Below are 26,745 nucleotides of genomic sequence, written 5' to 3'. Positions count from 1 at the left end.
TCAGCCTCCTTTAATTGCAGATGTCTGTTGGGTCATTACGACCAGCAAAAATACGCAGCGTCACGTTCTCGTAGGAATGCTCGCTGTCGTGAATGTAATTCAGTATCAGTTGGTTGTTTTGACCACCTGTCGCGATCACTTCTACAGGCGAAGAGGAATCTTCATGGTGCTCAACGTAGCGTTTGATGCACTGCTCAATCGAAGGCATCCAATCATTTAACTGAGGGTGGTTAACTGGTGTCATTACCGGGACGTTGTGGTATTCACCAATTTGACGGAATTGAGATTCCGCAGGGTTAGTCAGCATCAATACACAAACAGGCAGTAACACGGCCACTACGACTAAAATACGAAACAGCCAGTTTGCGTTCTTTTGTGATGGGGCTGTTTTAGGTTTTTCAACCGTCACTTCGGCTTCTGCTGTTTTGTCTACCGGAGTCTCAACCGCAGATTCTGCAAATTGCTCTAGGTCGACAACGGGTGCTTCGTTCTCTTCTTCTTGTTCATCAAGTTCAGGGACTGAGTCAGAAGAAAGCGGGCTTAAACGCTCAACCGTACTGATAAGTTGGTAGCCGCGTTTTGGCACCGTTTTTACGAATTCTGGTGATTTTGTTGAGTCCTTCAACATTTTACGCAGCGTCGAGATAGCTTGAGTTAGGCTTGAGTCATCCACCTCAAAGCCTTGCTCACGCCAAACGAACTCGTGCAGCTCGTTACGCGTTATTACTTCGTTAGGTCTCTCTGCCAACATGAGGAGAATACGGCTTTCGTTGCTTCCTAATCGTACAACTTCGTTGCCATTTTGTTGGTCAGCGAGCGAATTACTATTTGGGTCAAAGACAAATCTTTGAGCAAGCAGAAATTTGGTGCCTATGTTAGTCATTTAGTTCTTCTTAGATGGATGATTCTGTAATTATAGTGATTTGCGTCACATAACAAGGCGTGCGCAAAAAGACATGTGCTACGTTTTAGATGCTTTTAGGGACGTAGGATAATTAAAATTTTCTAAAAAAACACCGTTTTTAGCAATATTGACCTTGAATTTACATTTGTCAGCCACATGTTAAATGACATCTTAGTAATGTCGCTTTTATGAGGCGGCGGTTAGGGCTTTGTCATTAAAAGTCTATTTAGTTTAGATGTTATGGAGCAAACATGAGCGAAACCGTATCTCAGAACAAAGAAACTCGTGGCTTTCAATCAGAAGTAAAACAACTACTTCACCTGATGATTCACTCTCTTTATTCCAACAAAGAGATTTTTCTACGTGAGTTGATCTCAAACGCGTCTGACGCATCAGATAAGCTTCGTTTCAAAGCGCTATCTACTCCAGATTTATACGAGGGTAATGCTGACCTTGGCGTTAAGCTAGCGTTTGATGAAAATGCTAACACATTAACCATCTCTGATAACGGCATCGGTATGAGCCGTGATGATGTGATTGAACATTTAGGTACGATCGCAAAATCAGGGACAGCAGAATTTTTCTCAAAGCTGTCGGATGAGCAGAGCAAAGACTCTCAACTTATCGGTCAGTTCGGTGTGGGTTTCTACTCTGCATTCATCGTTGCGGATGCCGTAACGGTTCGCACTCGTGCGGCGGGTCTTCCTGCTGAAGAAGCCGTTCAATGGCATTCAGCTGGCGAAGGTGATTACACCATCGAGACTATCACCAAAGACTCTCGTGGTACTGACATCGTGCTTCACATGCGTGAAGAGGGCAAAGAGTTCCTAAACGAATGGCGTCTACGTGATGTGATCAGCAAGTACTCTGACCATATTGGTATCCCTGTTTCTATCCAAACTGCGGTTCGCGATGACGAAGGCAAAGAAACGGGTGAGAAGAAGTGGGAGCAAATCAACAAAGCTCAAGCGCTTTGGACACGCAATAAATCAGACATCTCAGAAGAAGAGTACCAAGAGTTCTACAAACACGTTTCTCATGATTTCGCTGATCCTCTTACTTGGAGTCACAACCGTGTAGAAGGTAAGAACGATTACACGAGCTTGCTCTACATCCCAGCGAAAGCACCATGGGACATGATGAACCGCGATCATAAATCAGGCTTAAAACTGTATGTACAACGCGTATTCATCATGGATGACGCTGAGCAGTTTATGCCTTCTTACTTGCGCTTTATTCGTGGTTTGATTGATTCAAACGATCTGCCGTTGAACGTATCACGCGAAATTCTGCAAGATAACAAGGTCACTCAGTCACTTCGCAACGCATGTACCAAGCGTGTACTTACTATGCTTGAGCGTATGGCGAAGAATGACGAAGAGAAATACCAATCATTCTGGAAAGAGTTCGGCCTTGTCATGAAGGAAGGCGTTGCAGAAGACATGGCAAATAAAGAGAAAGTTGCTGGTCTATTGCGCTTTGCGTCTACTGAAGTGGACTCTGCTGAACAAACCGTTGGTTTGGCTTCTTATATTGAACGCATGAAAGAAGGCCAAGATAAGATTTACTATCTAACTGCAGACAGCTACGCAGCTGCGAAGAACAGCCCGCACCTAGAACAGTTCAAAGCGAAAGGCATCGAAGTTATCTTGATGTTCGATCGCATTGATGAGTGGCTGATGAACTACCTGACTGAGTTTGATGGTAAGCAGTTCCAATCGATCACTAAAGCAGGCTTAGACCTAAGTAAGTTTGAAGACGAAGCGGAAAAAGAAAAGCAGAAAGAAACTGAAGAAGAGTTCAAATCTGTTGTTGAGCGCACCCAGTCTTACTTAGGTGACCGAGTAAAAGAGGTTCGTACGACGTTCAAACTTGCGACTACGCCAGCGGTTGTCGTGACGGATGATTTCGAAATGGGCACGCAGATGGCGAAGCTTCTTGAGGCCGCTGGTCAAGCGGTACCAGAAGTGAAGTACATCTTTGAAATCAACCCAGAGCATGAGCTAGTGAAGCGCATGGCGGACGAAGCGGATGAAGAAGCATTCGGACGTTGGGTCGAAGTGCTACTAGGTCAAGCGATGTTAGCAGAGCGCGGTTCGATGGAAGATCCAACGCAATTTGTCGGTGCCATCAACAAGCTTTTGACTAAGGTTTAATAACCAAACATCAATAAAAAGCTCGCGAAATGCGAGCTTTTTGTTTGTAAACGCATAGATTCACACTTTGAGTGTTGAGTTAGTAATCAATAAAGCTCGAAAGTAGGCATCGCTAACATTCTTTAGTCTTAATCTGCTCATTGCGCAGTGAACCTGTGTTAGAATCGCAACACTTGAATGTGAGTAATAAGGCGTGTATTTTGGCTCGCCTAAACGTTATACCGAAACTTATCGTTGTGAGCACTTCGTAGGGTTAATGACCTAGAAGTCCAGTTATTGTGAGCTTCGGTATAAATCTTAAATATTAAAGAGGATAAATCATGCGCATCATTCTTCTAGGTGCTCCAGGTGCAGGTAAAGGCACACAAGCAAACTTCATCATGGATAAATACGGTATTCCACAAATCTCTACTGGTGATATGCTTCGTGCTGCTATCAAAGCAGGTACAGAACTTGGCAAACAAGCTAAAGCTGTTATCGACGCTGGTCAGCTAGTTTCTGATGAAATCATCCTTGGCCTAATCAAAGAGCGTATCGCTCAAGACGATTGCGAAAAAGGTTTCCTACTAGATGGTTTCCCACGCACTATCCCTCAGGCTGATGGCCTAAAAGAAATGGGCGTTGACGTAGATTACGTTATCGAATTCGACGTAGCTGACGATGTAATCGTTGAGCGTATGGCGGGTCGTCGTGCTCACCTTCCTTCAGGTCGTACTTACCACGTTGTTTACAACCCACCTAAAGTGGAAGGTAAAGATGACGTTACTGGTGAAGACCTTGTTGTTCGTGATGACGACAAAGAAGAAACAGTACGTGCACGTCTAGGTGTTTACCACGAGCAAACTGCTCCGCTTATCAACTACTACGGTAAAGAAGCTGAAGCAGGCAACACTAAGTACCTTAAATTTGACGGCACTAAGCAAGTTGCAGAAGTAAGCGCAGATATTGAGAAAGCGCTAGCATAATTTGCTAACGGCAAAATTTAATATTTTGATATATTTAAAAGCGACCCTTGGGTCGCTTTTTTATTTAGCCTGAAAGTACGCTGAACCATTTGGTTCAATGCGCCGTACAAACCAAGCCGTTTACCATGAATAGGATGTTATGAAAAACAACAATAATAAACAGGGCGTGTTACTGGTTAACTTAGGTACGCCTGATGAGCCAACCGCACCAGCCGTTAAACGCTTTCTAAGTCAGTTTCTTCATGATCACCGTGTCGTTGATATGACTCGTTGGCTTTGGTGTCCGATTCTTCACGGTGTCATTCTACCAATCCGCTCTCCAAAAGTAGCCAAGCTCTACCAATCTGTATGGATGGAAGAGGGTTCACCTTTGATGGTGCATTCAAAACGACAGGCTCAGAAGCTTGCTGTAGCTCTCGATATGCGTGTTGAGTTAGGCATGACTTATGGCAACCCAAGTCTGCAATCAGGCTTTGAAGCGTTGCAAGCTCAAGGCGTAGAAGAAGTGATTGTATTGCCGCTTTATCCGCAATACTCAGGCACTACGACTGCAGCTGTTTCTGATGGCATGACGAAAGCATTCAAAAACATACCAGTAATGCCAGAGTTTAGCTTTATCCGCGACTACCACAATCATCCAAAGTACATCGCTGCACTTGCTCAATCAGTTCGTGATCATTGGGCAGAACATGGTCAAGGCGATTACCTGCTTTGCTCGTACCATGGTATCCCTAAGCGCTACGCAGACAACGGGGATATCTATCCTAAGCATTGTGCAGAGACAACACGCTTGCTTGGAGAAGCGCTAGGTTTGAGTGACGACCAGATCGGCATGACTTACCAGTCTCGCTTTGGTCGAGAAGAGTGGCTACAACCATACACGGACAAGACGTTAGAAGTGCTACCAAGTCAGGGTAAGAAGAAGCTCAACGTGCTGACTCCTGCGTTCTCTGCAGACTGTTTAGAAACGCTAGAAGAGATCTCAGAAGAGTGCCGAGAGATTTACCTAGAAGCAGGGGGCGAGAGCTTCAGCTACATTCCATGTCTGAACGATAACGATGACCACATAGAGATGATGGTAGAGTTAGTTCGCTCTAAGCTGTAACCGTTGATTCGAACGCGTCTTAAAGTGGCGCGGATAAAAGACAACAAAAAGGGTCGCGATTGCGACCCTTTGTTTTTATTTTCAGCCCTAAACCACCTACTTCAGTAGGTGGTTATCATCCGTTTCGGCTTTGCCTGTAAAACTACTCATGCTAAATGCGTCTTTGATTTTTCCAGAAGTCAAAGAGGACAAATAACATGAGTAGATACAATCAAGCTTCCCACGTATTTTGGCGATGTCAATACCATATAGTGTGGACTCCAAAGTATCGATTTAGGATCTTGAAGAACAATATAGGTAAAGAAGTTTATCGATGTATTTATGTTTACTGTAATCAACTTGGATGTGAAGTAGTAGAGTTAAACATACAAGTTGACCACGTGCATTTAGTAGTAAAGATTCCACCAAAGCTATCGATATCCAAGTTGATGGGGGTATTGAAAGGCAAAATAGCCTTAAAGCTATTTAGTAAGTTCCCTCATCTTAGGAAGAACAGGCTTTGGGGTAATCACTTTTGGCAAAGAGGCTATTTTGTCGATAGTGTTGGAATCAATGAAGAAATCATACGCCGATATGTAAGACATCAAGAGAAGCAAGAGCGAGTAGAGCAGCACCAGTTGGCGTTGGATTAAACAAAGGCCCCCTTTTAGGGGGCTCACACAAAGCCACCTTCTTTAGAAGGTGGTAATTTACTTGCACTTTATATTAAGCGATTTGAGTTTGTTGCTCTTCAATCTGTTCCGCTGTGCTGTGCGTGTTTTCAGCGCCATGCATCCAACGAACGAGTGTGTTAGAGAACAACAATAGAATCACACCAGAGACAGTCGCTGTTACTGCGATACCGCTGAAGATTGCTAGTGCGCCTAGTTCACCTACGTGAGAGCCAACATAACCAGCAACGTAGTTTGCTATCGCGTTACAACCGAACCATGCACCCATCATTAGTGATGCAAGACGTAGCGGAGCTAGCTTCGTTACTAGAGATAGACCAATAGGAGATAGACACAGTTCACCCAACGTATGGAAGAAGAAAGCACCTACTAGCCATAGCATTGATGTTTTAACCGCAGTATCACCACCTTGCTCCATAACAGCACCAACCATACATAGGAAGCCTAGTGCTAGGAAGAACATCGCAAAAGCGAACTTCATTGGTGAGTTGGGTTCACGTTTACCCAGTTTCACCCATAGAACGGCTAATACAGGTGCAAGAGTAATAATGAAGAATGGGTTTAGTGATTGGAACCACGCAGCAGGAACTTCAAAGCCACCGATCATACGATCTGTGTATTGTTGCGTGTAGATGTTCATTAGACCGCCAGCCTGCTCGAAGCCTGCCCAGAAAACGATAGTAAACAGACTCATTACAAGGATAACCTTGATACGGTCGACTTCTTCTTTCGTTAGAGGTTCTTTTTTCGCAGATTTCTTAATTGCTAAGTCACGTTTAGCTGCAGGTACGCGGCCAATGTCACCTAACCAAGATTGCGCCATAGTCATTTGCATCACAAGGCTGATAATCATACCAACACCAGCAGCAATGAAACCTGCTTTCCAACCAAATTCATTGGTTACTGAACCTGAAACGACACCAGCAAGTAGCGCACCTAGGTTGATACCCATATAGAAGATAGTGAACGCGCCATCACGACGGTTATCACCTTCGTTGTATAGGTCACCAACCATGGTTGAAATGTTTGGCTTAAATAGGCCGTTACCACAGATAAGCAGAGCAAGACCTAGGTAGAAAGTGTGTAGAGAGCCAAGACCTAGTGCATCTGCTGGCATTGCTAGTGTGAACTGGCCAATAGCCATTAATGCACCACCAATCAGGATTGAACGGCGTTGACCCAAGTAGTTATCCGCAAGGTACCCACCGATAAGAGGCGTGATGTAGACAAGTCCAGTATAGATGCCGTAAAGGTCTAGGGCATCTTTAGTCGACCAGCCAAGACCACCATTCATTGTTGTGTCAGTTAAATACAGTACTAGAATGGCGCGCATTGCGTAGTAAGAAAAGCGTTCCCATAGTTCTGTACCGAACAGAAGGAACAAGCCACGTGGGTGACCAAAGTATTGATGTTGGTTTGACATAAGCTCTTCTAATAGTAGTTATTACATTTTTTAACGAAATCTACGTATACATGTCATTTTGATGACTTACAAACAATAAAATTTTATGTGACGATTCGTTTGCCTTATTAAATGATGGTTCTACGTTGATTTGGTGGGCTTTTCGTCGGTGAATTGGTCGTGTCACAAACTTACTTTTCATTTTTGTCTATAGACTAATTTTCTTAACCTTATGAAAAGGTGTAAGTTGTATGTGCAATATAAAGTGGTTTATTGATAGGTTGCTTGAATATCCATGACTCATCTTGGCCTTAATGCTAGGATGAAACAAAAACATAATTGGCTAGTAATAAAATGAAACGTTGGTATTTATTGTATTGTAAACGAGGAGAGCAAGTTAGGGCTAAGCAACACCTTGAAAACCAAGGCGTAGAGTGCTTTTACCCAACTTTCGAGGTCGAAAAGATCTTGCGAGGTAAGCGACAGAAAGTCGAAGAACCTTTGTTCCCTTGTTATGTTTTTGCCCGATTTGACTACGAACAGGGCCCTAATTTTACTTCAGTTCGCTCTACGCGAGGTGTAGTAGACTTTGTTCGTTTTGGCGCTCAGCCTAAAGAGATACAGGGCGATTTGGTCTATGAGCTCAAACAGCTTGATAAATGCGTAGACGAGCAGGCAAGTGATGAATGCATGCCTCAACCTGGCGATCAGGTTCGTGTGAAGAGCGGGCAGTTTGCGGGTATTGATGCCATCTTCCAAGAACAAGATGGTGAGAAACGTTCAATTATGCTGGTTCAGATGATCACCAAGCGTGTGCCTGTCAGCATAGACAACAGCGATTTAGATTTAAAATAGCCTAATTTCATCAAACATAAAAAAGAGGTGCGAAAGCACCTCTTTTTGATCGTATCTATTATGTCTTTCATAAAGGGCTGGTGGAGCCAACCCTTATTGATGTCGCTTAAAACTAGTATGAATCGTTGTGAACGGTCTGTACTGCACGGCCTGATGGGTCAACACAGTTTTGGAACGACTCATCCCATTCAATCGCTTTCGCTGAAGAACACGCTACTGAAGGGCCGCCAGGAACACACTCTGCCGCAGATGGCAATGGGAACAACTCTTCAAAGATTTCGCGGTATACATAACCTTCTTTTGTTGTTGGTGTGTTGTAAGGGAAACGGTATTGCGCTGTTTCCATTTGTTGGTCAGTCACTTTCTGTTCTGCTACTTCTTTCAACGTATCGATCCAGCTGTAGCCTACGCCATCAGAGAACTGCTCTTTTTGACGCCATGCGATCGATTCTGGCAGGTAGTGCTCGAAACACTCACGAAGAATGTGTTTCTCCATCTTACCGTTGCCACACATCTTGTCGGCTGGGTTCAAGCGCATTGCTACATCAATGAACTCTTTATCTAGGAAAGGTACACGGCCTTCTACACCCCACGCTGCTAGTGATTTGTTAGCACGTGCGCAGTCAAACATGTTCAGAGCTAGAAGCTTACGTACAGTCTCTTCGTGGAATTCTTGAGCGTTTGGTGCTTTGTGGAAGTACAAGTAACCACCGAAAATCTCATCCGCGCCTTCGCCAGACAGTACCATCTTGATGCCCATCGCTTTGATCTTACGACCCATTAGGAACATTGGTGTTGAAGCTCGAATCGTTGTTACATCATAAGTTTCAATGTGGTAAATCACATCACGAATCGCGTCCAAACCTTCTTGGATGGTGTACGTCATTTCGTGGTGAACCGTACCAATTTGGTCGGCAACTTCACGAGCCGCTTTCAGATCAGGTGCGCCTTCTAGACCGACAGCAAAAGAGTGCAGTTGTGGCCACCAAGCTTCAGACTTCTCATCATCTTCAATACGCATCGCTGCAAAGCGTTTTGCTACCGCAGATGTAATAGAAGAATCTAGACCACCTGAAAGAAGTACACCGTAAGGCACGTCAGTCATCAGTTGGCGCTTGACCGCTGCTTCTAGCGCTTCAGTCAATTCTTCTTTACTAGTGCTGTTGCCTTGTACTGCTGCGTACTCGTTCCAGTCGCGGATATAGTAGCGTTGAGGCTCTGCATCTGCACTGCCGTAGTGACAACCTGGAGGGAACTCGCTCACGGTCTTACATACTGGTACTAGTGCTTTCATTTCTGAAGCAACGTAGTAGTTGCCGTGCTCATCGTAACCTTGGTAAAGCGGAATGATACCGATGTGGTCACGACCTACTAAGTATTCATCTTTTTCTTCATCGTAAAGTACGAATGCGAAAATACCGTTTAGTTCTTCAAGAAGGTCTGCGCCCATTTCTTGGTATAGCGCTAGGATAACTTCACAGTCTGAGTCAGTTTGGAATTCGTATTTGCCTTCGTAGCGAGCACGAATCTCTTTGTGGTTGTAGATTTCACCGTTTACAGCAAGGATGAGTTTTTTATCAGGGCTGTATAGTGGTTGCGCACCACTATTTAGGCCAACGATCGCTAGACGTTCATGCGCTAGAATTGCGCGCTCTGATGAGTAAATACCAGACCAGTCTGGACCGCGGTGACGAAGCTTTTTCGACATCTCAAGGGCGATAGGGCGCAATGCTGCTGCATCGCTCTTAATGTCTAAAATGCCAAATACTGAACACATACAACATCCTTTTTAAACTAAACAATTTTTAATCGGTATGGGTTCAATTTGCCATTCTGAGTAAAAAAAGCAACGTTTGATGATTAAAAAAATGATAAAAAGGCTTGATGATTAGATGCTATTTAAAAATAGCTTTGATTTGGTGAATGAGATCAAGGTTTGGTTTAAAAAATGCACAAAAAAGCCCTCTTATTAGAAGAGGGCTCAATAAAGATGGTTGCGTTTTATGCTTATTTCATCGGTGTAAATTGAGGTTGAAGTTGCTCGCAAACATGACGTGCGAAACCACTACCAGCTTCGCTGTAGATGTTGAATGCGGCATCGACTCCCGTCTCTAATAAACCTTCAAGTTGATCTGGATACTCGGCAATCGCTGCAATCTGCCCTTTGTAGTTTCGGCTTTGAAGCTGTTCAAGTGCCGTTTGGTTACCTTGGTGATGTGGCATTGCCAGAAGCACCATTTTCACGTTAGCCGTATCCAAAATGCGTTCCCAGAAATCCGGGTCAGTTGCATCTCCCGAGATCACGTTACGACCTTCCGAGCGATGTTTATGCGCAGCTTCTTCACGAACCTCCACACCAAGTGAAATCTTACCGTATCGAGAACGCAGTTCATCGTATGCACCGGTACCAATTCGACCCATACCGAGGATCAGTACTTGAGCATGACCTGGGTTTATGAGCTGGTCGCGTTGGTTCAGTTTTTCTGCTGCGGTTTCTTGCAGCCATTTACCTGAATGTTGGTAAATCTGATGGCCCAAACGGTTAAGTGGTGCTGAAATGATAAACGAGATAGAAACGGCAACGGCAATCGCTGCCAGCATGTCACTTGGCATCCATCCCATTTTATATGCGAGACCACCAACAATCAGACCGAACTCACTGTAGTTGAAAAGTGATAGAGACGTCAGCAATGAAGTGCGCACACGGAACTTAAAGTGGTTGATGGTTAGGAAGTACAGCAGCCCCTTGATTGGCAGTAACAAGATAAATAACAGAGCTAGGCCAACCCCCGTAAAGCTCAAGGATGCTGATAAACCGATATTGAGGAAGAAACAAACTAAGAATAGCTCTTTCATATTAAAGAGCGATTTTGATAGCTCGGACGCTTTGCGATGCCCAGCCAAGAGCATGCCTAAAATCAACGCGCCTAAATCAGGTTTCATTCCCACCAGTTCAAACAAGCCTGCACCAACTACTAATGCGAAGAAAATGCCGAACAACACCAGCATTTCCCCGTGGCCTACTTTATCCAACAACTTGTAGAACAGAGGTCGAGCGAGTGGTAGGGCAAACAATCCAATGGCGTACCACTCTGGAATTTTACCAGTCGAAGCAGTAAGGAATACTACGGCAAAGATATCCTGCATAACCAGAATACCGATTGCTAGTGTGCCGTAAGTCGCGTTCATCTCACCTTTTTCTTGCAGTGTCTTAACCGCAAATACCGTACTGGAGAAGGAAAGGGCGAAGGCGAGAAGCAGAATCTGGCTGTGATCCATCGTGGAGAGTGATGACAGCCCTAATAGTTTTAGTCCAACTAGAACCAGCGCGAAGAAAAGAGTAGAGAGAATATTGTGCGCGGTAGCGCCGCCCCAAATTTCTTTAGAAAGCAGCGTTTTTACATCCAGCTTTAAACCAATGGTGAAAAGCAGCAAGGTCACACCAAGGTCAGCAAGCGTGACAATAACGTCATTACTTTGGTAGCCAAACGCGTGAAGGCCGAAACCAGCGAGTAGGAAACCGACCAAAGGGGGGAGGTTACATTTTAGAGCGATGAAGCCGGCGAGGAACGCCGTTGTAATTAGAATAATTTCCATACTGTTGAGCTATATTCCTGATATACAAAAACGGGCTGTGAAACCACAGCCCGAGATTGTAACTCAATTGGTTGTATAAACTTAGTCTTCTAGTAACTTTTGTAACAAAACTCCGTTCAACATAGCGCGTTTGATCATCGCAAATGCGCCCATCGTTGGTTGCTTATCAATGTGAGAGGCAACAATTGGAAGCTCGTTATGGAAAGTTTTCAGAGATTGGTTTTCTACATTGCGCTGAATTGCAGGGAACACAATTTCTTCAGCGGCAGTAATGTCACCGGCAATGACGATCTTCTGAGGGTTAAACAAGTTGATTGTAATCGCGATAGCTTTGCCAAGTTGGTTACCTACGCGTACAAGGCTTTGCTTCGCCAGCTCGTCGCCGTTCATCGCGTGCGTACAAACGTCATCAATAGTGATGTGCTCAAGTTGAGTCAGGCTTGATTCGTAGCCCTGAGCAATCAGTTTTTTCACACGTTGTACGATGGCAGGGTTTGCTGCAACCGTTTCTAGACAGCCGAAGTTACCACACTGACATTGCTCGCCAAGTGGGTCGATTTGGATATGACCGATTTCACCGACGTTGCGATTGAAACCAAGGAATACCTGACCATTCACGATGATGCCCGCACCAGTACCACGGTGAACACTAACCAGAATCGAATCTTGGCAATCTTGGCTCGCGCCAAAGTAGTGTTCAGCCAGTGCCATACCACGAACGTCGTTACCAACAAAACACGCTGTGTTGAACTTCTCGCGAATAATTTCGCCCAGCGCTAAGTTATCAATGTCGGTATTCGGCATGTATTCAACGACACCAGTGGTTGGGTTTACCAAACCAGGCAGCGTGATACCGATAGCGATAAGTTGGTCGATTTTGTCTTGGCAGCGATTCACAAAGTCCTTCAATAAATCAATCAAACCGGCGATTAAGTCCGCTTGGTTGGTGTAGTGAAGCTCGTGCTGGTCTTCTGCTAGTGCTGTGCCGCCTAGGTCATACAAGCAAAATTGCACGTAGTCACGACCTAATCGAACTGCGATAGAGTGGAAGGGTTTTACTTCAGTGGTCAGCGAGATTGCTCGACGACCACCGGTAGAAGCTTGTTGCGCGACTTCTTTGATTAAGCCGCGTTCTAAAAGTTGGCGGGTTATTTTGGTAACACTCGCTGGGGCGAGCTGACTAACATCCGCTACCTGAATACGGGAGATTGGACCTTGTTGGTCAATCAGCCTGTATACTGCAGCGCTGTTAAGCTGTTTTACTAAATCTACATTACCAATCTGTCCGCCATTCATGCTTAATTTTGCTCGTATTGTCCGTTAACAACCGTCGCTTTTACATTGAAGTCACGATCGAAAATAGTCAGGTTAGCTACCATTCCTTTTCGAACTCGGCCTAGTTGTTCCTCAACACCAATTGCGGTTGCTGGGTACAGTGTAGCCATTCGTAGAGCTTCGTCTAAAGCGATGCCTGCGTGCTCAACTGTGTTCTGAACTGCTTCGATCATAGTCAGAGCTGAGCCGCCTAGTGTGCCGTTTTCATCAACACACTTACCATCTCGGTAATATACTTTCTTACCGACAAAAATAAAGTGATCAATGTTAGCACCTGCTGGAGCTGTGGCATCCGTCACCAAAACAAGCTTTTCACCTTTGATTTTATGAGCAATTCGGATGTTTGCGTAGTCTACGTGGAAACCATCAGCAATGATGCCTGCATAAACTTCTGGTGTATCGTAAATTGCACCCACCACACCTGGTTCACGACCGACCATTGGTGTCATCGCGTTGAATAGGTGAGTCGCAAATGAGATACCTGCTTCAAAGCCTTGGCGTGCTTCTGCGTATGTTGCATTGGTGTGACCGATAGAAACCACAATGCCAGCTGCTTTCAAGCGAGAGATGTGCTCAGGGTCATTTTGTTCTGGTGCAAGTGTAACTTTTGCGATGATGTCAGCGTTCGCGCAGATCAAGTCAATCATGCCGTCGTCAGAAGGGCGGATGAAGTCAACGCTGTGAATACCTTTTTTCGCTACGTTAAGGTACGGACCTTCAAGATGCAGACCTAGCGATTGGTTTTGGTATTTGTTGTGGTACTCGCGAGCCGCTGAGATTGCAGCGCGCATGTCTTCGTCTGAAGAAGTGATAAGAGTTGGTAGGAAGCTTGTACAACCAGATTTTAGGTTAGCTTCGTGCATGATCTGCATTGTTTCTGGTGTGATTTCGTCGTTAAGCATCACACCGCCACAGCCGTTTAGCTGTAGGTCGATAAAACCAGGGCTTAGGTTAGCACCGTCCAGATCTTTAACCTCAATACCTTCTGGTAGTTGAGTTACTGGCACAACTGATTGAATCTGGTCATTGTCGATGATGACAGCATGATCGGTAAGAACATCACTACCGGTATAGATTTTACAGTTACTTAGCGCGTACATAGTCAGCTAGTCCTTATAGATGAGAATTCATTTTCTGTTCCGTTATCTAACTGGTGACTCTGTGAGTCGGGCTGGTACTTAGTTTGTATCACTGAATTAGATAACGAGTCACATACAGCAAGTCGCGTTTTATCGATGTCATTATCAGAGTAACTAACTGAAAAATAATAAATGAATTAGTTTTTATGATTGTTTTCCAGAGCAAAGTTACTGCGAATCATCTGTAGAGATACCAAAATAACACTGATTCTGTCTTGCATAAAGTACGAGAATCTTATCTCTAAAACGCCATTTTTTCGTATAATAAAATAAGTTTTATGATCTCGCTAGCAAAAACCTTCTGAATGACCAATTTCTGGTGATTATGATCACAAACAATGAGGTTTTAATTTGCGGAGCAAAATTAATATCATAAACTGGTAGCGACTAAATTGAACGACTGAAATAAGTTATTCAACAAAACATAAAATCCTATAGGGGGAACTTAAGGTGAATATTCTTGGATACGCGCAGAAGTTAGGTAAAGCTCTTATGCTTCCTATCGCAACGCTTCCAGTTGCAGCGCTTTTACTACGTTTGGGTCAGCCTGACCTTTTAGATATCGCGTTCATGGCATCTGCTGGTAACGCAATCTTTAGTCAACTACCACTACTATTCGGTCTAGGTATCGCGATCGGTCTTTCTAAAGACGGTCAAGGTGCTGCTGGTCTAGCTGGTGCAGTTGCTTACTTCGTTCTTACTGCAACAGCAGCAACAATCGATGCAAGCGTTAACATGTCATTCTTCGGCGGTATCATTGCTGGTATCATCGCTGGTCACTCTTACAACGCTTTCCACGCTACTCGTCTTCCTGAGTGGTTGGCATTCTTCTCTGGCAAACGTCTAGTACCAATCATGGCGGGTCTATTCTCGCTAGTTGCTGGTGCAATTGCTGGTGTTGTATGGCCAACAATCCAAGGCGGTCTTGATGCGCTAGCACACGCAGTTTCTACTTCTGGTGCTATCGGTCAGTTCGTATACGGTACTCTTAACCGTGCACTTATCCCTGTAGGTCTACACCACGTACTAAACTCATACTTCTGGTTCGGTATGGGCACGTGTCAAGAAGTTCTAGTGTCTGGCGCAACTGCTGCTGGTCAAGCGCTTCCTGCTCTACAACAGCTTTGTGTTGACCCAGCTCTAGCTAAGACTCTTGTTGCTGGTCAAACTCACACATTCGAATTCGCTAACTCTGTAACTCCAGAAATCACAGCAACAGTTAAAGAAGTAACTGAAACTCTAAAATCTGGTGACCTACACCGCTTCTTCGGCGGCGATAAGAGCGCTGGTGTATTCATGAACGGTTTCTTCCCTGTAATGATGTTCGGTCTACCAGGTGCGGCACTTGCAATGTACCTAGCAGCTCCAGTTGAGAAACGTAGCCAAGTTGGTGGCGCACTATTCTCAGTAGCATTCTGTTCATTCCTAACAGGTATCACTGAGCCTCTAGAGTTCATGTTCGTATTCCTAGCACCTGCTCTGTACGCAATCCACGCAGTATTTACAGGTCTGTCTCTAGTACTTGCAAACATGCTTGGCACACTACACGGCTTTGGTTTCTCTGCGGGTCTAATCGACTTCGTACTGAACTACGGTCTAGCAACTAAGCCTCTAGTGCTTCTTGCTCTAGGTCTAAGCTTCGGTGCTCTATACTTCTTCACATTCAGCTTCGCAATCCGCGCTTTCAACCTGAAATCACCAGGTCGTGAAGATGACGACGAAGAAGCGTCTGCAGCTCCAGCTGGTGATGCAGCAAAAGGTGACCTAGCTCGTCAATACCTAAAAGCGCTAGGTGGTCACGATAACCTAACTTCAATCGACGCGTGTATCACTCGTCTACGTCTAACACTTAAAGACCGCTCTGTTGCTGACGAAGCTGTTCTTAAGAAACTAGGCGCGAAAGGTGTGGTTAAGCTTGGCGAAAACAACCTTCAAGTTATCCTTGGTCCTCTTGCAGAAATCGTTGCTGGTGAAATGAAAGCAATCGGTGCAGGTGAAGACCTATCAGATGTAAAACTTCCTTAATTACATCTTACTGACTCTCTATAAAGACCTCCCTCGGGAGGTCTTTTTTTGTTTGTGCGGATCTAATATGCTGCGCTTTCAAGCGAAGAAGAGAAATATTGTCGTTTTAACGACGGTTCTTGTTGTCTAATCGCTAAGAATTGTGGATCATTAGGAACAATGCACTCTGTAAACCGAGTAAGGCTACGGAGTACTGTTTTCTCTGACAATACTAATATTTTTGAGGTGCTATAGATGAGTGAAGCTGATGCTCGTCCATCAAACTTTATTCGCCAGATCATTGATAAAGATCTAGCGGATGGTAAACACACTAGCGTGCATACTCGATTCCCGCCGGAGCCGAATGGCTACCTGCACATCGGTCATGCTAAGTCTATCTGTTTGAACTTCGGTATTGCTCAGGACTACCAGGGCCAATGTAACTTACGTTTCGACGATACAAACCCTGAAAAAGAAGACATCGAATACGTTGAGTCTATCAAGAAAGATGTAAACTGGTTGGGCTTTGAGTGGGATGGTGAAGTATGTTACTCATCAAACTACTTCGACAAGCTTTACGAATATGCAATTGAATTGATTAATAAAGGCTTAGCGTACGTTGATGAGCTAAGTCCTGAGCAGATTCGTGAATACCGCGGTACGCTAACGGCTCCGGGTAAACCAAGCCCATACCGTGACCGTCCAGTAGAAGAAAACCTAGCGCTATTTGAAAAAATGCGCGCAGGTGAATTCGAAGAAGGCAAAGCGTGTCTACGTGCGAAGATCGACATGGGTTCTTCATTCATGGTGATGCGTGACCCAGTTATCTACCGTGTACGTTTTGCGACTCACCACCAGACTGGTGATAAGTGGTGCATTTACCCAATGTACGACTTCACGCACTGTATCTCTGATGCGCTAGAGGGCATTACGCACTCTATCTGTACTCTAGAGTTCATGGATAACCGTCGTCTGTACGACTGGGTTCTAGACAACATCACGATTGATTGTCGTCCACACCAGTACGAATTCAGCCGCCTAAACCTTGAATACACAGTGATGTCTAAGCGTAAGCTAAACCAACTAGTGACTGAGAAATTGGTTGATGGTTGGGATGACCCACGTATGCCAACAGTCTCTGGTCTGCGTCGTCGTGGTTTCACATCAGCATCTATTCGTGAATTCTGTAAGCGTATTGGCGTAACGAAGCAAGAGAACATGATTGAGTTCGGTTCACTAGAATCTTGTATTCGTGACGATCTAAACGAAAATGCACCACGTGCGATGGCCGTTCTAGATCCAGTTAAGATCGTTATCGAGAACTTCGAAGAAGGCGCGGTAGAGACGCTGACTATTGCTAACCATCCAAACAAGCCTGAGATGGGTGAGCGTGAAGTGCCATTCACTCGTGAAGTTTGGATCGAGCGCGAAGACTTCCGTGAAGAAGCAAACAAGAAATACAAGCGTCTTGTTCTAGGTAAAGAAGTACGTCTACGTGGCGCATACGTGATCAAGGCTGAGCGCATTGAGAAAGACGCGGAAGGCAACATCACAACAATCTTCTGTACTTACGATGCTGAAACGCTAGGTAAGAACCCAGCAGATGGCCGTAAAGTGAAAGGCGTAATTCACTGGGTATCAGCAGACAAAGCATTGCCTGCAGAAATCCGCATGTACGATCGTTTGTTCACAGTACCAAACCCAGCGGCTGCGGATGACTTTGCTGCGACAATCAACCCTGAATCACTAGTGGTTCTAAACGGTTTTGTTGAGCCAAGCCTAGCAAACGCAGAAGCGGAAACAGGTTACCAGTTTGAGCGTATGGGTTACTTCTGTGCAGATTCAAAAGATTCTTCAGCAGATAACCTAGTATTCAACCGTACGGTTGGTCTACGTGATACTTGGGCGAAAATCGAGAACCAATAATCTCTATTCTTCGCTAACAAAAATGCCAGCATCATTGCTGGCATTTTTTATGGTTCATCTAACTTGTTTAGACAATAAAAACGCCAGCCGAAGCTGACGTTTAGAGTCTCTATTAATAAAAAGCGTTACTTTTTATTTTGCAGGCTTGTGCGCATCAGGGTTCGTCTTACAAGAACCATCGCTGCATTTACCATATAGGTACAAGCTGTGGTTAGTAAGCGTAACATTGTACTTAGCTGCGATTTCTTTTTGACGTTCTTCAATCACGTCATCTGAAAACTCAATTACTTCACCACAGTCTAGACACACTAGGTGATCGTGGTGGTGTTGAGTAGACAGTTCAAATACTGACTTACCACCTTCGAAGTGGTGGCGAGTTACAATACCAGCATCATCGAACTGGTTTAGTACACGATAAACGGTTGCTAGACCGATCTCTTCACCTAGATCAATCAGCTTTTTGTACAAATCTTCAGCACTGATGTGCTGGCAGTCTGGCTGCTGAAGTACTTCTAGAATTTTTAGCCTTGGAAGGGTTACTTTTAAGCCCGCATCCTTCAGCGCCTGATTATTATCTGACATATACTTTCCCGTTGGATCATCTGCAGCGATTTAACAGAATTCAATATTCCTACCATTATAGGCGAAGCGTACTGAACATTAAACCACGAACTTCAAAGGGTTAATAGATTCTTTTTGTAAATTGGAAACAGGTCGATTATATTACAGATCAGACCAGTTACAAATTGATAACATTAGAACGCAAAGACTACGGGTAGTTATGAATAAGCGACTTGCTAAGATATATAAACCGGGATTTGTGAAGTTTGCGCTCAATATTTGGCCGCCATTTTGGGGCGCAGGTATCAAAATCTTACATATTTCTGAAGATTTTCGAACGGTTAAAGTCCGCTTGAAGCTTCGCTGGTGGAACAAAAACGCCAATCGAACCCAATATGGTGGCAGCATTTTCTCGTTGACCGATCCGATCTATTCGCTGATGTTGATGGGGATTCTGCGTGAGGAATACTACGTTTGGGACAAAGAAGCCAGCATCAATTTTATTAAACCTGGACAGAGTGATTTGTTTGCCGAGTTTGAAGTAACCGAAGGCATGTTAGACGATATTTACCAAATGACTCGTAATGGTGAAAAGTGCTTTCCGGAGTTTATTACCCATGTGAAAGACAAAGACGGCAATGTTGTGTCCGAAGTGCAGCGTAAGTTGTATGTGAGGAAGAAACCTCAGTACAGAGAGGAAGAGGTAGCAACGGAAGCTTCCTGATAGACAGATACAAAAAGACCTCCAATTAGGAGGTCTTTTTTAATGAATGCGTTATTAGCCTTCAAGCTCAGCTAGGCACATCTCTTCGTAGATTTGCTTAACCCAGTTTTCAACGCGCTCGTCAGTCAATTCTGGTTGACGGTCTTCGTCAATACATAGACCAACAAACTGGCTATCATCACCTTCTACGAGTGCTTTAGACGCTTCGAACTCGTAACCTTCAGTTGAAGTGTGGCCCAGGATAGTGCCGCCTTTTGCTTCAACGATGTCACGTACTGTGCCCATTGCGTCACAGAAGTACTCTGCGTAATCTTCTTGGTCACCACAACCGAAGATAGCAACAAGCTTCGTAGAGAAGTCTACTTGCTCAAGCTCTGGGAAGAAATCGTCCCAATCACATTGTGCTTCACCGTAGTACCAAGTTGGGATACCTAGAAGTAGAAGATCAAAGTTATCAATGTCTTCTTTGCTGCTTTTTGCGATGTCTTGAACGTGAACTAGTTGTTTACCTAGTTGCTTTTGAATCATCTTTGCAACGGCTTCAGTATTACCTGTGTCGCTACCGAAGAAGATACCTACACTTGCCATAGAGTCTATACCTTTACATTGTTTGTTACTGGCGATGGGGAGAGGAGCTTAACCTAGCCCTGTGCCTTCCCAACTGAGCTGAATCAGGCCTTTAGCGATGAAGCCAGCGCAGCCTAGGAAAAGAACTAACCATACAATACGACGACCAAAAACAGGTACATTGCCTTGCTTTAGTACATCTTTTATCGCCATCCCGATGAAAAAGAAGATAGCAGCAAAAAGAAGATCGAGCCCGATCGACTCGAGCATGTCCATATAGTCGTATAGCATTGTCGTCCTTCATGCCAAAAATTCTTGGGCGCACTATACCACTGTTAAACGGTAAAGTTAATGCACAACAAGAAGGGTTATTTCAATAATCTGGCGTTGTTTTTCGAATTTGTTAACTCGAAATATATTTCCTGATCACCCGCATGACTTCTGCTGGTTTTTCAGCGTGTAGCCAGTGTCCTGTATTAGCAATAATGTGCGCTTTTGCATTGTTAAACTGTCGCTTAACGGCCGGTTGGTGCTCAGGCATCAAGTAATCAGAATCACCACCTTTGACAAATAAAGTTGGGATGTCTGTTGGTGTGATTTCTTGCCAACCAATGATGTTGTCGTAGTTGTTGAGCAAGCTAGCAACGTTGAAGCGCCAATCCATTTTATCGCCGTTTTTGTATAACGATTTCGATAAGAATTGTCTTACACCATCCATTTCAATATGTTGAGCAAGAATGTCCATGGTTTGTTGGCGGTTAGTTGGTTGTTCTTTTACTACGGCTTGCAGACCATTAAACACGTTATCATGGCGATTAGTCTGGTAAGCCACTGGCGCCATATCTAAGACAATAAGCTGTTTTACGAATTCAGGAGCGATATCTGCCAGTTTCATCGCAACTTTTCCACCCATAGAGTGGCCGATGACAAGTGCTGGTTCGATGCTTAAATGGCGAAGCAAATCAGCAACATCTTGTGCCATCACTTCGTAATTGTGTGTGTCTGAATGGAAAGAGAGGCCATGATTTCGTAGATCAATACTGATCACACAGTGATCTTGAACGAGGTCGCGAGCCAGTAAACCTAGATTACTGAAACTGCCAAACAATCCATGAATCAAAACAACCGTTTGGCCTTGCCCTTCCTGCTTATAGTTGAGTAATGCTGACATTTTATCTTATTCGTGATGGGTTTAACGTGGAGTATCCGCGAGGATCTCGTTATAATCCCCCAGAGTTTAAACATTGAGAATGTGAAAAGCGAATGAAAACAATTGAGGTTGATGAGGATCTATACCGTTACATTGCGGGTCAAACCAAGCATATCGGTGAAAGTGCCTCGGATATTTTACGACGCCTTTTGAACCTTGATGGCCAGTTGCAGGAAGCAGTTGTTGCACCTGTAGTAGAACAGCCACAAGGGATTGTAGTAAGTAAAGATGCTGGCAAAGCAGAATCAGTAGATATCGTAAAAGAGATGCGTTCTCTACTTATCTCTGATGAGTTTGCTGGTCTTAAGAAAGCGATTGATCGCTTCATGTTGGTATTATCAACCTTACACAAACTGAATCCAGAGAGCTTCTCTCAAGCGACAAAAGTGAAAGGACGCAAACGCGTTTACTTTGCTGATAACGAAGAGACTCTGCTAGCAAACGGTAACACTACCAAACCTAAAGCAATTCCTGGCACGCCATTCTGGGTAATCACCAACAACAACACCAGTCGTAAGCGACAAATGGTGGAGCAGGTGATGACTCACATGGAATTCCAGCCTGACTTAATAGAGAAAGTAACAGGTTCAATCTAAGAAACCTGATAGAAGCCTCATAATGTGTAGCGTTTAGCGGATATTATGAGGCTTTTTTGATTTTATTTGTTTTTAAAGAAAGGATGTCAAACATGGCTATGCACCCTCGTGCTGGGCAAAAAGCGCAGCAGGAAGATCTTCACAATATCCCAGCACTCGTTGCTAACTACTTCTTACTTCAACCAGACGCAGCAAACGCAGAACACAAAGTTCAATTTGGTACTTCTGGTCACCGCGGTACTGCAGACAAGCACACTTTTAACGAAAACCACATTTTAGCCATCGCTCAAGCGGTAGCAGAAGTTCGTGCTGAGCAAGGTACAACAGGTCCATTGTTTGTGGGCAAAGACACGCACGCGCTATCTGAACCAGCGTTTTCAAGTGTGATTGAAGTATTGATTGCAAACGGTGTGAAAGTGATTGTCCAACAAGACAACGGTTACACGCCAACGCCAGGTATTTCACACGCGATTCTGACTTACAACATCAAGCACGATGATAAGGCAGACGGCATTGTGATTACTCCGTCTCATAACCCACCACAAGACGGCGGTATTAAATACAACCCGACTCACGGTGGTCCTGCAGAAGCTGAACTGACTCAAGCGATCGAAGATCGTGCGAACGCTCTGATTGCTGAAGTTTTACAAGGTGTTAAACGCCTACCACTAGCAGAAGCTAAAGCATCGGATCTGTTTGTTGAGATGGACTTGGTGAAACCATACATCGATGATCTAGTGAACGTTATCGATATGGAAGCAATCCAAAAAGCAAACCTGAAGATTGGTGTAGATCCATTGGGTGGCAGCGGCATCGATTACTGGCGTCAAATTGGTCAGGCATACAACCTAGACCTAACGCTAGTAAGTGAAGCGATTGACCCTTCTTTCCAATTCATGTCATTAGATAAAGATGGCGTTGTACGTATGGACTGCTCTTCTCCTTATGCAATGGCAGGTCTATTGGCACTGAAAGACGAATACGATCTAGCATTTGGTAACGACCCTGACTACGACCGTCACGGTATCGTTACGCCAAAAGGTTTGATGAACCCGAACCACTTCTTAGCGGTTTGTATCGACTACCTATACCGTCACCGTGACGCGTGGGGTAAAGATGTCGCTGTTGGTAAAACGCTAGTTTCAAGCGCCCTGATTGACCGTGTTGTTGCGGATCTAGGTCGTGAGCTATGTGAAGTACCTGTTGGCTTCAAGTGGTTTGTGGACGGTCTGTACACTGGTAAGTTTGGTTTCGGCGGTGAAGAAAGTGCAGGTGCGTCTTTCCTTCGTAAAGATGGTACGCCTTGGTCAACAGACAAAGATGGCATCTTGCTATGTCTTCTAGCTGCAGAGATCACTGCGGTAACGGGTAAGAACCCTCAAGATTACTATGAAGAGTTAGCTGCGAAGCACGGCGAGTCTAAGTACAACCGTATTCAAGCTGTCGCAAATGGCCCACAAAAAGACGTATTGAAGAAGTTGTCACCAGAAATGGTTGCGGCTGAAACTCTAGCTGGTGATGCAATCACCGCTCGTCTGACGCACGCTCCAGGTAATGGTGCTGCGATTGGTGGTCTTAAAGTAACGACAGCCAATGGTTGGTTCGCTGCTCGTCCATCAGGCACTGAAGACATCTACAAGATCTACTGTGAAAGCTTCAAAGGTGAAGAGCACCTAAAACAAATCGAAGCTGAAGCACAAGAAATCGTTAATCAAGTATTTGCAGCCGCTGGTTTGTAATTCAAACGATTAAGGTTCGAAAGGGTCGACATTGCGTCGGCCCTTTTTTGTTTAATAGAGAGCGCTGCGCTTCGAGAGTTGGGAGCGCTTAGCTTTAGGAATCGAGATTCCCGTTTCCCGTTTTAGTTCGGCCAAGTATCCGGTACAACAAACCAAAACTGACCGCTCTTTGTTTGAGCGTGAACAAACTTATCTGATGGTTTATCGATAGGCTCTAAGAATTCCTCATTACCAATTGCCCATAGTGGTTTGGAAAGAGCATATAAAGGTTCTTTAATCTCTTCCCATTGGCTTTGATAACACCAATTGCCGGATATTTGGCTTTGGTTTAGTTCGTAACCTAAACAGGTTGTGGGGATTGGCTCGGTCGAGAACGGATTTACATAGAGGCGACCTTGCATCAGCAAGTGTTCACTCGGTGTGGCGTCTAACGGTAACTGTTGGTGGAACTCTTCTCTCTGGCTCATTTTTAGTTGGTGAGTGAGCATACGATTGAGTTTCTTATGCAGCTGGTCGTGTGCATTCGGGCCATACCAAATGCCTTCATGCAGTAAGTAGAATTTAATGGCGACTTCCCAATGCTCGTGTTGGTTTGTTTCCTGATTTTCGAGGATCAAATCGACGGCGCCAATTGTGCGCCCAGTAGTGTCATTAAGTTGGATTTCTTCGGCAATAAGTTCATATCGTGAAGAGCAAGTCAGCAACTTGGTACAAAGGTGTTGGTAGAGGAATCCGAGTCGAGGGTTGCCAACATAGTCTTCGTTGTCCGATAGAGGTAAGGTCGGAATATCTTCAACAGTGACGAAAGGTTCCTTAAGTTTGAAAAGAGGTGGGGTGTTAGCAATCCATTGATGGAAACGTTGTAGTGAATTCATCCATTATCCTTGTTGTCACTGGCAAAGCCTTTCTATTGTATCGAAATTTATTCTGGTTGGGGATGCCACAACTAGCATCCTGAGCGCGGTTCGATATACACTTTGTTCAAGCCACAAGTATTGGAAGTAACAATGAATAATTTACAGCTGGAAAAGAGCCTTAACGAGAAATTATCGCCGCAACTTATTAAAGACTACGCACCGAATGGAATGCAAGTTGAAGGTAAATCAGAAATCAAACGCGTCGTGACAGGCGTAACGGCCTCACAAGCATTGATCGATAAAGCGATCGAGTTAGAGGCTGATGCATTGCTTGTTCACCACGGCTATTTTTGGAAAGGCGAGCCAGAGCCAATTCGTGGTATGAAAGGAAAGCGTATCCGCAGCTTGATCAAAAGTGACATCAACCTTTACGGCTACCATTTGCCGCTAGATATTCATCCTGAGTTGGGTAACAACGCAGAGTTGGCACGCTTGCTAGACATTGAAGTGGAAGGTGGCTTAGAAGGACACCCTCAATCTGTCGCTCTGTTTGGCCGCTTGAAACAAGCAATGACTGGCGCTGACTTCGCAAACAAAATCAATCACGTATTAAACCGTGAACCTTTGCATATCGCCCCTGACAATGCAGAAAAAATGATTGAGACTGTTGGTTGGTGTACCGGCGGTGGTCAAGACTTCATTGAGCTTGCGGCTCAGCATGGATTAGATGCGTTTATTTCGGGCGAGATTTCAGAGCGTACTACTTACACGGCTCGTGAATTGGATATCCATTACTTCTCTGCAGGTCATCACGCAACTGAACGTTACGGCATTAAAGCGTTGGGTGAATGGTTAGCGCAAGAGCACGGTTTGGACGTTACGTTTATTGATATCGATAACCCAGTATAGAAGGGAAGGGCTTTGTCCTTTGAGATGCGAAAGTGTTACGCAATTATCTCTCGCATCTCGAGGTGAAGCGTTCCATAGAGCGCAGCTCGTTCTCATCTCTTCAAAATAGAAAGGGTTGACGCATTCACGTCAACCCTCATATTTATTCGATTCTCGATTCTCGATTCTCGATTCTCGATTCTCGATTCTCGATTCTCGATTCTCGATTCTAACGCTTACTCGCGCTCATGCAGTGGAGAAAACTCGCGTTGAGTTTCACCAGTGTATAGCTGACGAGGGCGACCGATTCGGTTTAGTGGATCGCTGTGCATTTCGTTCCAGTGAGCAATCCAGCCGATAGTACGAGAAATCGCGAAGATTACCGTAAACATCGATACAGGAATACCGATTGCCTTTAGGATGATGCCTGAGTAGAAGTCTACGTTCGGGTATAGCTTCTTAGACACGAAGTATTCGTCAGAAAGCGCAATACGCTCAAGTTCCATCGCTACGTCTAGTAGTGGGTCTTTGATGTTTAGCTCTTTTAGAACCTCGTGACATGTTTCACGCATTACCGTTGCACGTGGGTCGTAGTTTTTGTAAACGCGGTGACCGAAGCCCATTAGACGGAATGGGTCATCTTTGTCTTTTGCACGCTCAACGTACTCAGGAATGTTGTCTACGCTGCCGATCTCTTCAAGCATCTTCAGACATGCTTCGTTTGCACCACCGTGTGCTGGACCCCATAGAGAAGCAATACCTGCGGCAATACATGCGAATGGGTTCGCACCAGAAGAACCAGATAGACGAACCGTCGACGTTGATGCGTTTTGTTCGTGATCTGCGTGAAGCGTGAAGATCTTATCCATCGCACGCGCAACAACAGGGTTTACTTCGTATTCTTCACATGGGTTTGCGTACATCATGTGTAGGAAGTTTTCTGCGTAGCTTAGGTCGTTACGAGGGTAGATAAATGGCTGACCGATTGAGTATTTGTAACACATCGCCGCCAAAGTAGGCATTTTCGATAGTAGACGGTACGCCGCGATTTCACGGTGTTCGTCGTTGTTGATATCTAGTGAATCGTGATAGAAGGCCGCTAGTGCACCAACCACACCACACATTACTGCCATTGGGTGAGCGTCGCGTCGGAAGCCGTGGAAGAAGCTTGCGATTTGCTCGTGCACCATAGTATGGCGAGTAACCGTTGTTTTGAATTGCTCGTATTGCTCACGGGTAGGGGCTTCACCATAAAGCAGGATGTAACATACTTCCAAGTAATCTGCGTTATTGGCTAATTGATCAATCGGGTAACCGCGGTGCAAAAGAATACCTTTGCCGCCATCGATGTACGTGATTGATGATTCACAAGATGCAGTGGCAAGAAAACCTGGGTCAAAAGTAAAGTAACCATTGGCTCCCAGTTTACGAACATCAATCACAGGTGTACCTAGCGTACCGTCCATAATTGGCAGTTCGATTGGCGCATGACCTTCGATGTGAAGGGTAGCTTTCTTATCCGCCATAACAATCTCCTTTGTTTA

23 protein-coding genes are annotated in these 26,745 nt (G+C 44.7%); 11 read left to right on the top strand and 12 right to left on the bottom strand.

The window, feature by feature from the left end:
- Nucleotides 1–10 precede the first annotated feature (10 nt).
- Nucleotides 11–883 (bottom strand): transcriptional regulator, encoded by an 873-nt coding sequence (locus KJB05_RS13770; RefSeq protein WP_039985959.1) that lies wholly within the window; start codon nucleotides 881–883, stop codon nucleotides 11–13.
- 272 nt (nucleotides 884–1,155) lie between these two features.
- Here KJB05_RS13770 and htpG point away from each other — a divergent pair, with 272 nt between their 5' ends.
- From htpG to tnpA, 4 genes are all read left to right on the top strand, one after another.
- Complete coding sequence (gene htpG, locus KJB05_RS13765) at nucleotides 1,156–3,060, top strand: molecular chaperone HtpG (protein WP_208444603.1); 1,905 nt, start codon at nucleotides 1,156–1,158, stop codon at nucleotides 3,058–3,060.
- Nucleotides 3,061–3,380: 320 nt separating this feature from the next.
- Nucleotides 3,381–4,025 (top strand): adenylate kinase, encoded by a 645-nt coding sequence (gene adk / locus KJB05_RS13760; RefSeq protein ID WP_005425498.1) that lies wholly within the window; start codon nucleotides 3,381–3,383, stop codon nucleotides 4,023–4,025.
- A 139-nt stretch (nucleotides 4,026–4,164) separates the two neighbouring features.
- Entirely contained in the window at nucleotides 4,165–5,130 is a 966-nt protein-coding gene (gene hemH / locus KJB05_RS13755; protein ID WP_208444604.1) for a ferrochelatase, read from the top strand.
- Between the two features lie 197 nt (nucleotides 5,131–5,327).
- Nucleotides 5,328–5,762 (top strand): IS200/IS605 family transposase, encoded by a 435-nt coding sequence (tnpA, locus tag KJB05_RS13750; protein WP_033007908.1) that lies wholly within the window; start codon nucleotides 5,328–5,330, stop codon nucleotides 5,760–5,762.
- A 73-nt stretch (nucleotides 5,763–5,835) separates the two neighbouring features.
- On the opposite strand, the gene KJB05_RS13745 is transcribed toward tnpA, so the two are convergent.
- On the bottom strand, nucleotides 5,836–7,224 hold the full coding sequence (locus KJB05_RS13745; protein WP_009707222.1) for a peptide MFS transporter: 1,389 nt from the start codon (nucleotides 7,222–7,224) through the stop codon (nucleotides 5,836–5,838).
- Nucleotides 7,225–7,557: 333 nt separating this feature from the next.
- Between KJB05_RS13745 and rfaH the strand changes: the two genes are divergently transcribed.
- On the top strand, nucleotides 7,558–8,058 hold the full coding sequence (gene rfaH / locus KJB05_RS13740; protein ID WP_005436951.1) for a transcription/translation regulatory transformer protein RfaH: 501 nt from the start codon (nucleotides 7,558–7,560) through the stop codon (nucleotides 8,056–8,058).
- Nucleotides 8,059–8,170: 112 nt separating this feature from the next.
- Here rfaH and asnB read toward each other — a convergent pair whose 3' ends face one another.
- The 4 genes from asnB to nagA all read right to left on the bottom strand — a co-directional run bounded on the left by asnB (nucleotide 8,171) and on the right by nagA (nucleotide 14,090).
- On the bottom strand, nucleotides 8,171–9,835 hold the full coding sequence (asnB, locus tag KJB05_RS13735; RefSeq protein WP_005436952.1) for an asparagine synthase B: 1,665 nt from the start codon (nucleotides 9,833–9,835) through the stop codon (nucleotides 8,171–8,173).
- A 230-nt stretch (nucleotides 9,836–10,065) separates the two neighbouring features.
- Nucleotides 10,066–11,655: a cation:proton antiporter family protein gene (locus KJB05_RS13730; RefSeq protein ID WP_009707220.1), complete on the bottom strand. Its 1,590-nt coding sequence runs from the start codon at nucleotides 11,653–11,655 to the stop codon at nucleotides 10,066–10,068.
- A gap of 81 nt (nucleotides 11,656–11,736) precedes the next feature.
- Nucleotides 11,737–12,951 carry an ROK family protein gene (locus KJB05_RS13725; protein ID WP_005436955.1) on the bottom strand — a complete coding sequence of 405 codons (1,215 nt, stop codon included), beginning with the start codon at nucleotides 12,949–12,951 and terminating at the stop codon, nucleotides 11,737–11,739.
- Nucleotides 12,952–12,953: 2 nt separating this feature from the next.
- Nucleotides 12,954–14,090 (bottom strand): N-acetylglucosamine-6-phosphate deacetylase, encoded by a 1,137-nt coding sequence (gene nagA, locus KJB05_RS13720; protein WP_009707219.1) that lies wholly within the window; start codon nucleotides 14,088–14,090, stop codon nucleotides 12,954–12,956.
- Between the two features lie 489 nt (nucleotides 14,091–14,579).
- Here nagA and nagE point away from each other — a divergent pair, with 489 nt between their 5' ends.
- The gene (gene nagE / locus KJB05_RS13715; protein ID WP_009707218.1) at nucleotides 14,580–16,154 is read left to right on the top strand and encodes an N-acetylglucosamine-specific PTS transporter subunit IIBC; all 1,575 of its coding nucleotides are present in this window, start codon (nucleotides 14,580–14,582) and stop codon (nucleotides 16,152–16,154) included.
- A gap of 234 nt (nucleotides 16,155–16,388) precedes the next feature.
- Nucleotides 16,389–18,059, top strand: a complete 1,671-nt coding sequence (gene glnS, locus KJB05_RS13710) for a glutamine--tRNA ligase (RefSeq protein ID WP_208445986.1) — start codon at nucleotides 16,389–16,391, stop codon at nucleotides 18,057–18,059.
- Between the two features lie 132 nt (nucleotides 18,060–18,191).
- On the opposite strand, the gene fcrX is transcribed toward glnS, so the two are convergent.
- Complete coding sequence (gene fcrX, locus KJB05_RS13705) at nucleotides 18,192–18,641, bottom strand: ferric iron uptake transcriptional regulator FcrX (RefSeq protein ID WP_010643296.1); 450 nt, start codon at nucleotides 18,639–18,641, stop codon at nucleotides 18,192–18,194.
- Nucleotides 18,642–18,840: 199 nt separating this feature from the next.
- On the opposite strand from fcrX, the gene KJB05_RS13700 reads away from it, so the two are divergent.
- The gene (locus KJB05_RS13700) at nucleotides 18,841–19,344 is read left to right on the top strand and encodes a DUF4442 domain-containing protein (protein ID WP_009707215.1); all 504 of its coding nucleotides are present in this window, start codon (nucleotides 18,841–18,843) and stop codon (nucleotides 19,342–19,344) included.
- Between the two features lie 54 nt (nucleotides 19,345–19,398).
- Here the strand turns inward: KJB05_RS13700 and fldA are convergent, their stop codons facing one another.
- The 3 genes from fldA to KJB05_RS13685 form a co-directional block, all read right to left on the bottom strand.
- The gene (gene fldA / locus KJB05_RS13695) at nucleotides 19,399–19,932 is read right to left on the bottom strand and encodes a flavodoxin FldA (protein ID WP_005436966.1); all 534 of its coding nucleotides are present in this window, start codon (nucleotides 19,930–19,932) and stop codon (nucleotides 19,399–19,401) included.
- A gap of 48 nt (nucleotides 19,933–19,980) precedes the next feature.
- On the bottom strand, nucleotides 19,981–20,202 hold the full coding sequence (locus KJB05_RS13690) for a DUF2788 domain-containing protein (protein ID WP_005446406.1): 222 nt from the start codon (nucleotides 20,200–20,202) through the stop codon (nucleotides 19,981–19,983).
- A 112-nt stretch (nucleotides 20,203–20,314) separates the two neighbouring features.
- Entirely contained in the window at nucleotides 20,315–21,082 is a 768-nt protein-coding gene (locus tag KJB05_RS13685; RefSeq protein ID WP_020197163.1) for an alpha/beta fold hydrolase, read from the bottom strand.
- Between the two features lie 92 nt (nucleotides 21,083–21,174).
- On the opposite strand from KJB05_RS13685, the gene seqA reads away from it, so the two are divergent.
- Nucleotides 21,175–21,717 (top strand): replication initiation negative regulator SeqA, encoded by a 543-nt coding sequence (gene seqA, locus KJB05_RS13680; RefSeq protein ID WP_005436968.1) that lies wholly within the window; start codon nucleotides 21,175–21,177, stop codon nucleotides 21,715–21,717.
- Between the two features lie 92 nt (nucleotides 21,718–21,809).
- Nucleotides 21,810–23,456 carry a phosphoglucomutase (alpha-D-glucose-1,6-bisphosphate-dependent) gene (gene pgm, locus KJB05_RS13675; protein WP_208445985.1) on the top strand — a complete coding sequence of 549 codons (1,647 nt, stop codon included), beginning with the start codon at nucleotides 21,810–21,812 and terminating at the stop codon, nucleotides 23,454–23,456.
- A 122-nt stretch (nucleotides 23,457–23,578) separates the two neighbouring features.
- Here the strand turns inward: pgm and KJB05_RS13670 are convergent, their stop codons facing one another.
- The gene (locus KJB05_RS13670; RefSeq protein WP_208445984.1) at nucleotides 23,579–24,331 is read right to left on the bottom strand and encodes a DUF1853 family protein; all 753 of its coding nucleotides are present in this window, start codon (nucleotides 24,329–24,331) and stop codon (nucleotides 23,579–23,581) included.
- 132 nt (nucleotides 24,332–24,463) lie between these two features.
- Between KJB05_RS13670 and KJB05_RS13665 the strand changes: the two genes are divergently transcribed.
- Complete coding sequence (locus tag KJB05_RS13665) at nucleotides 24,464–25,222, top strand: Nif3-like dinuclear metal center hexameric protein (RefSeq protein WP_208445983.1); 759 nt, start codon at nucleotides 24,464–24,466, stop codon at nucleotides 25,220–25,222.
- 215 nt (nucleotides 25,223–25,437) lie between these two features.
- Here KJB05_RS13665 and KJB05_RS13660 read toward each other — a convergent pair whose 3' ends face one another.
- Entirely contained in the window at nucleotides 25,438–26,727 is a 1,290-nt protein-coding gene (locus tag KJB05_RS13660) for a citrate synthase (protein WP_005436975.1), read from the bottom strand.
- Nucleotides 26,728–26,745: the final 18 nt, after the last annotated feature.

The sequence above is a fragment of the Vibrio sp. B1ASS3 genome, assembly GCF_905175355.1.
Classification (GTDB): domain Bacteria; phylum Pseudomonadota; class Gammaproteobacteria; order Enterobacterales; family Vibrionaceae; genus Vibrio; species Vibrio owensii.
The sequence above is the reverse complement of the archived record's forward strand: the minus strand, read 5'-3'. Positions and strand labels throughout refer to the sequence as shown.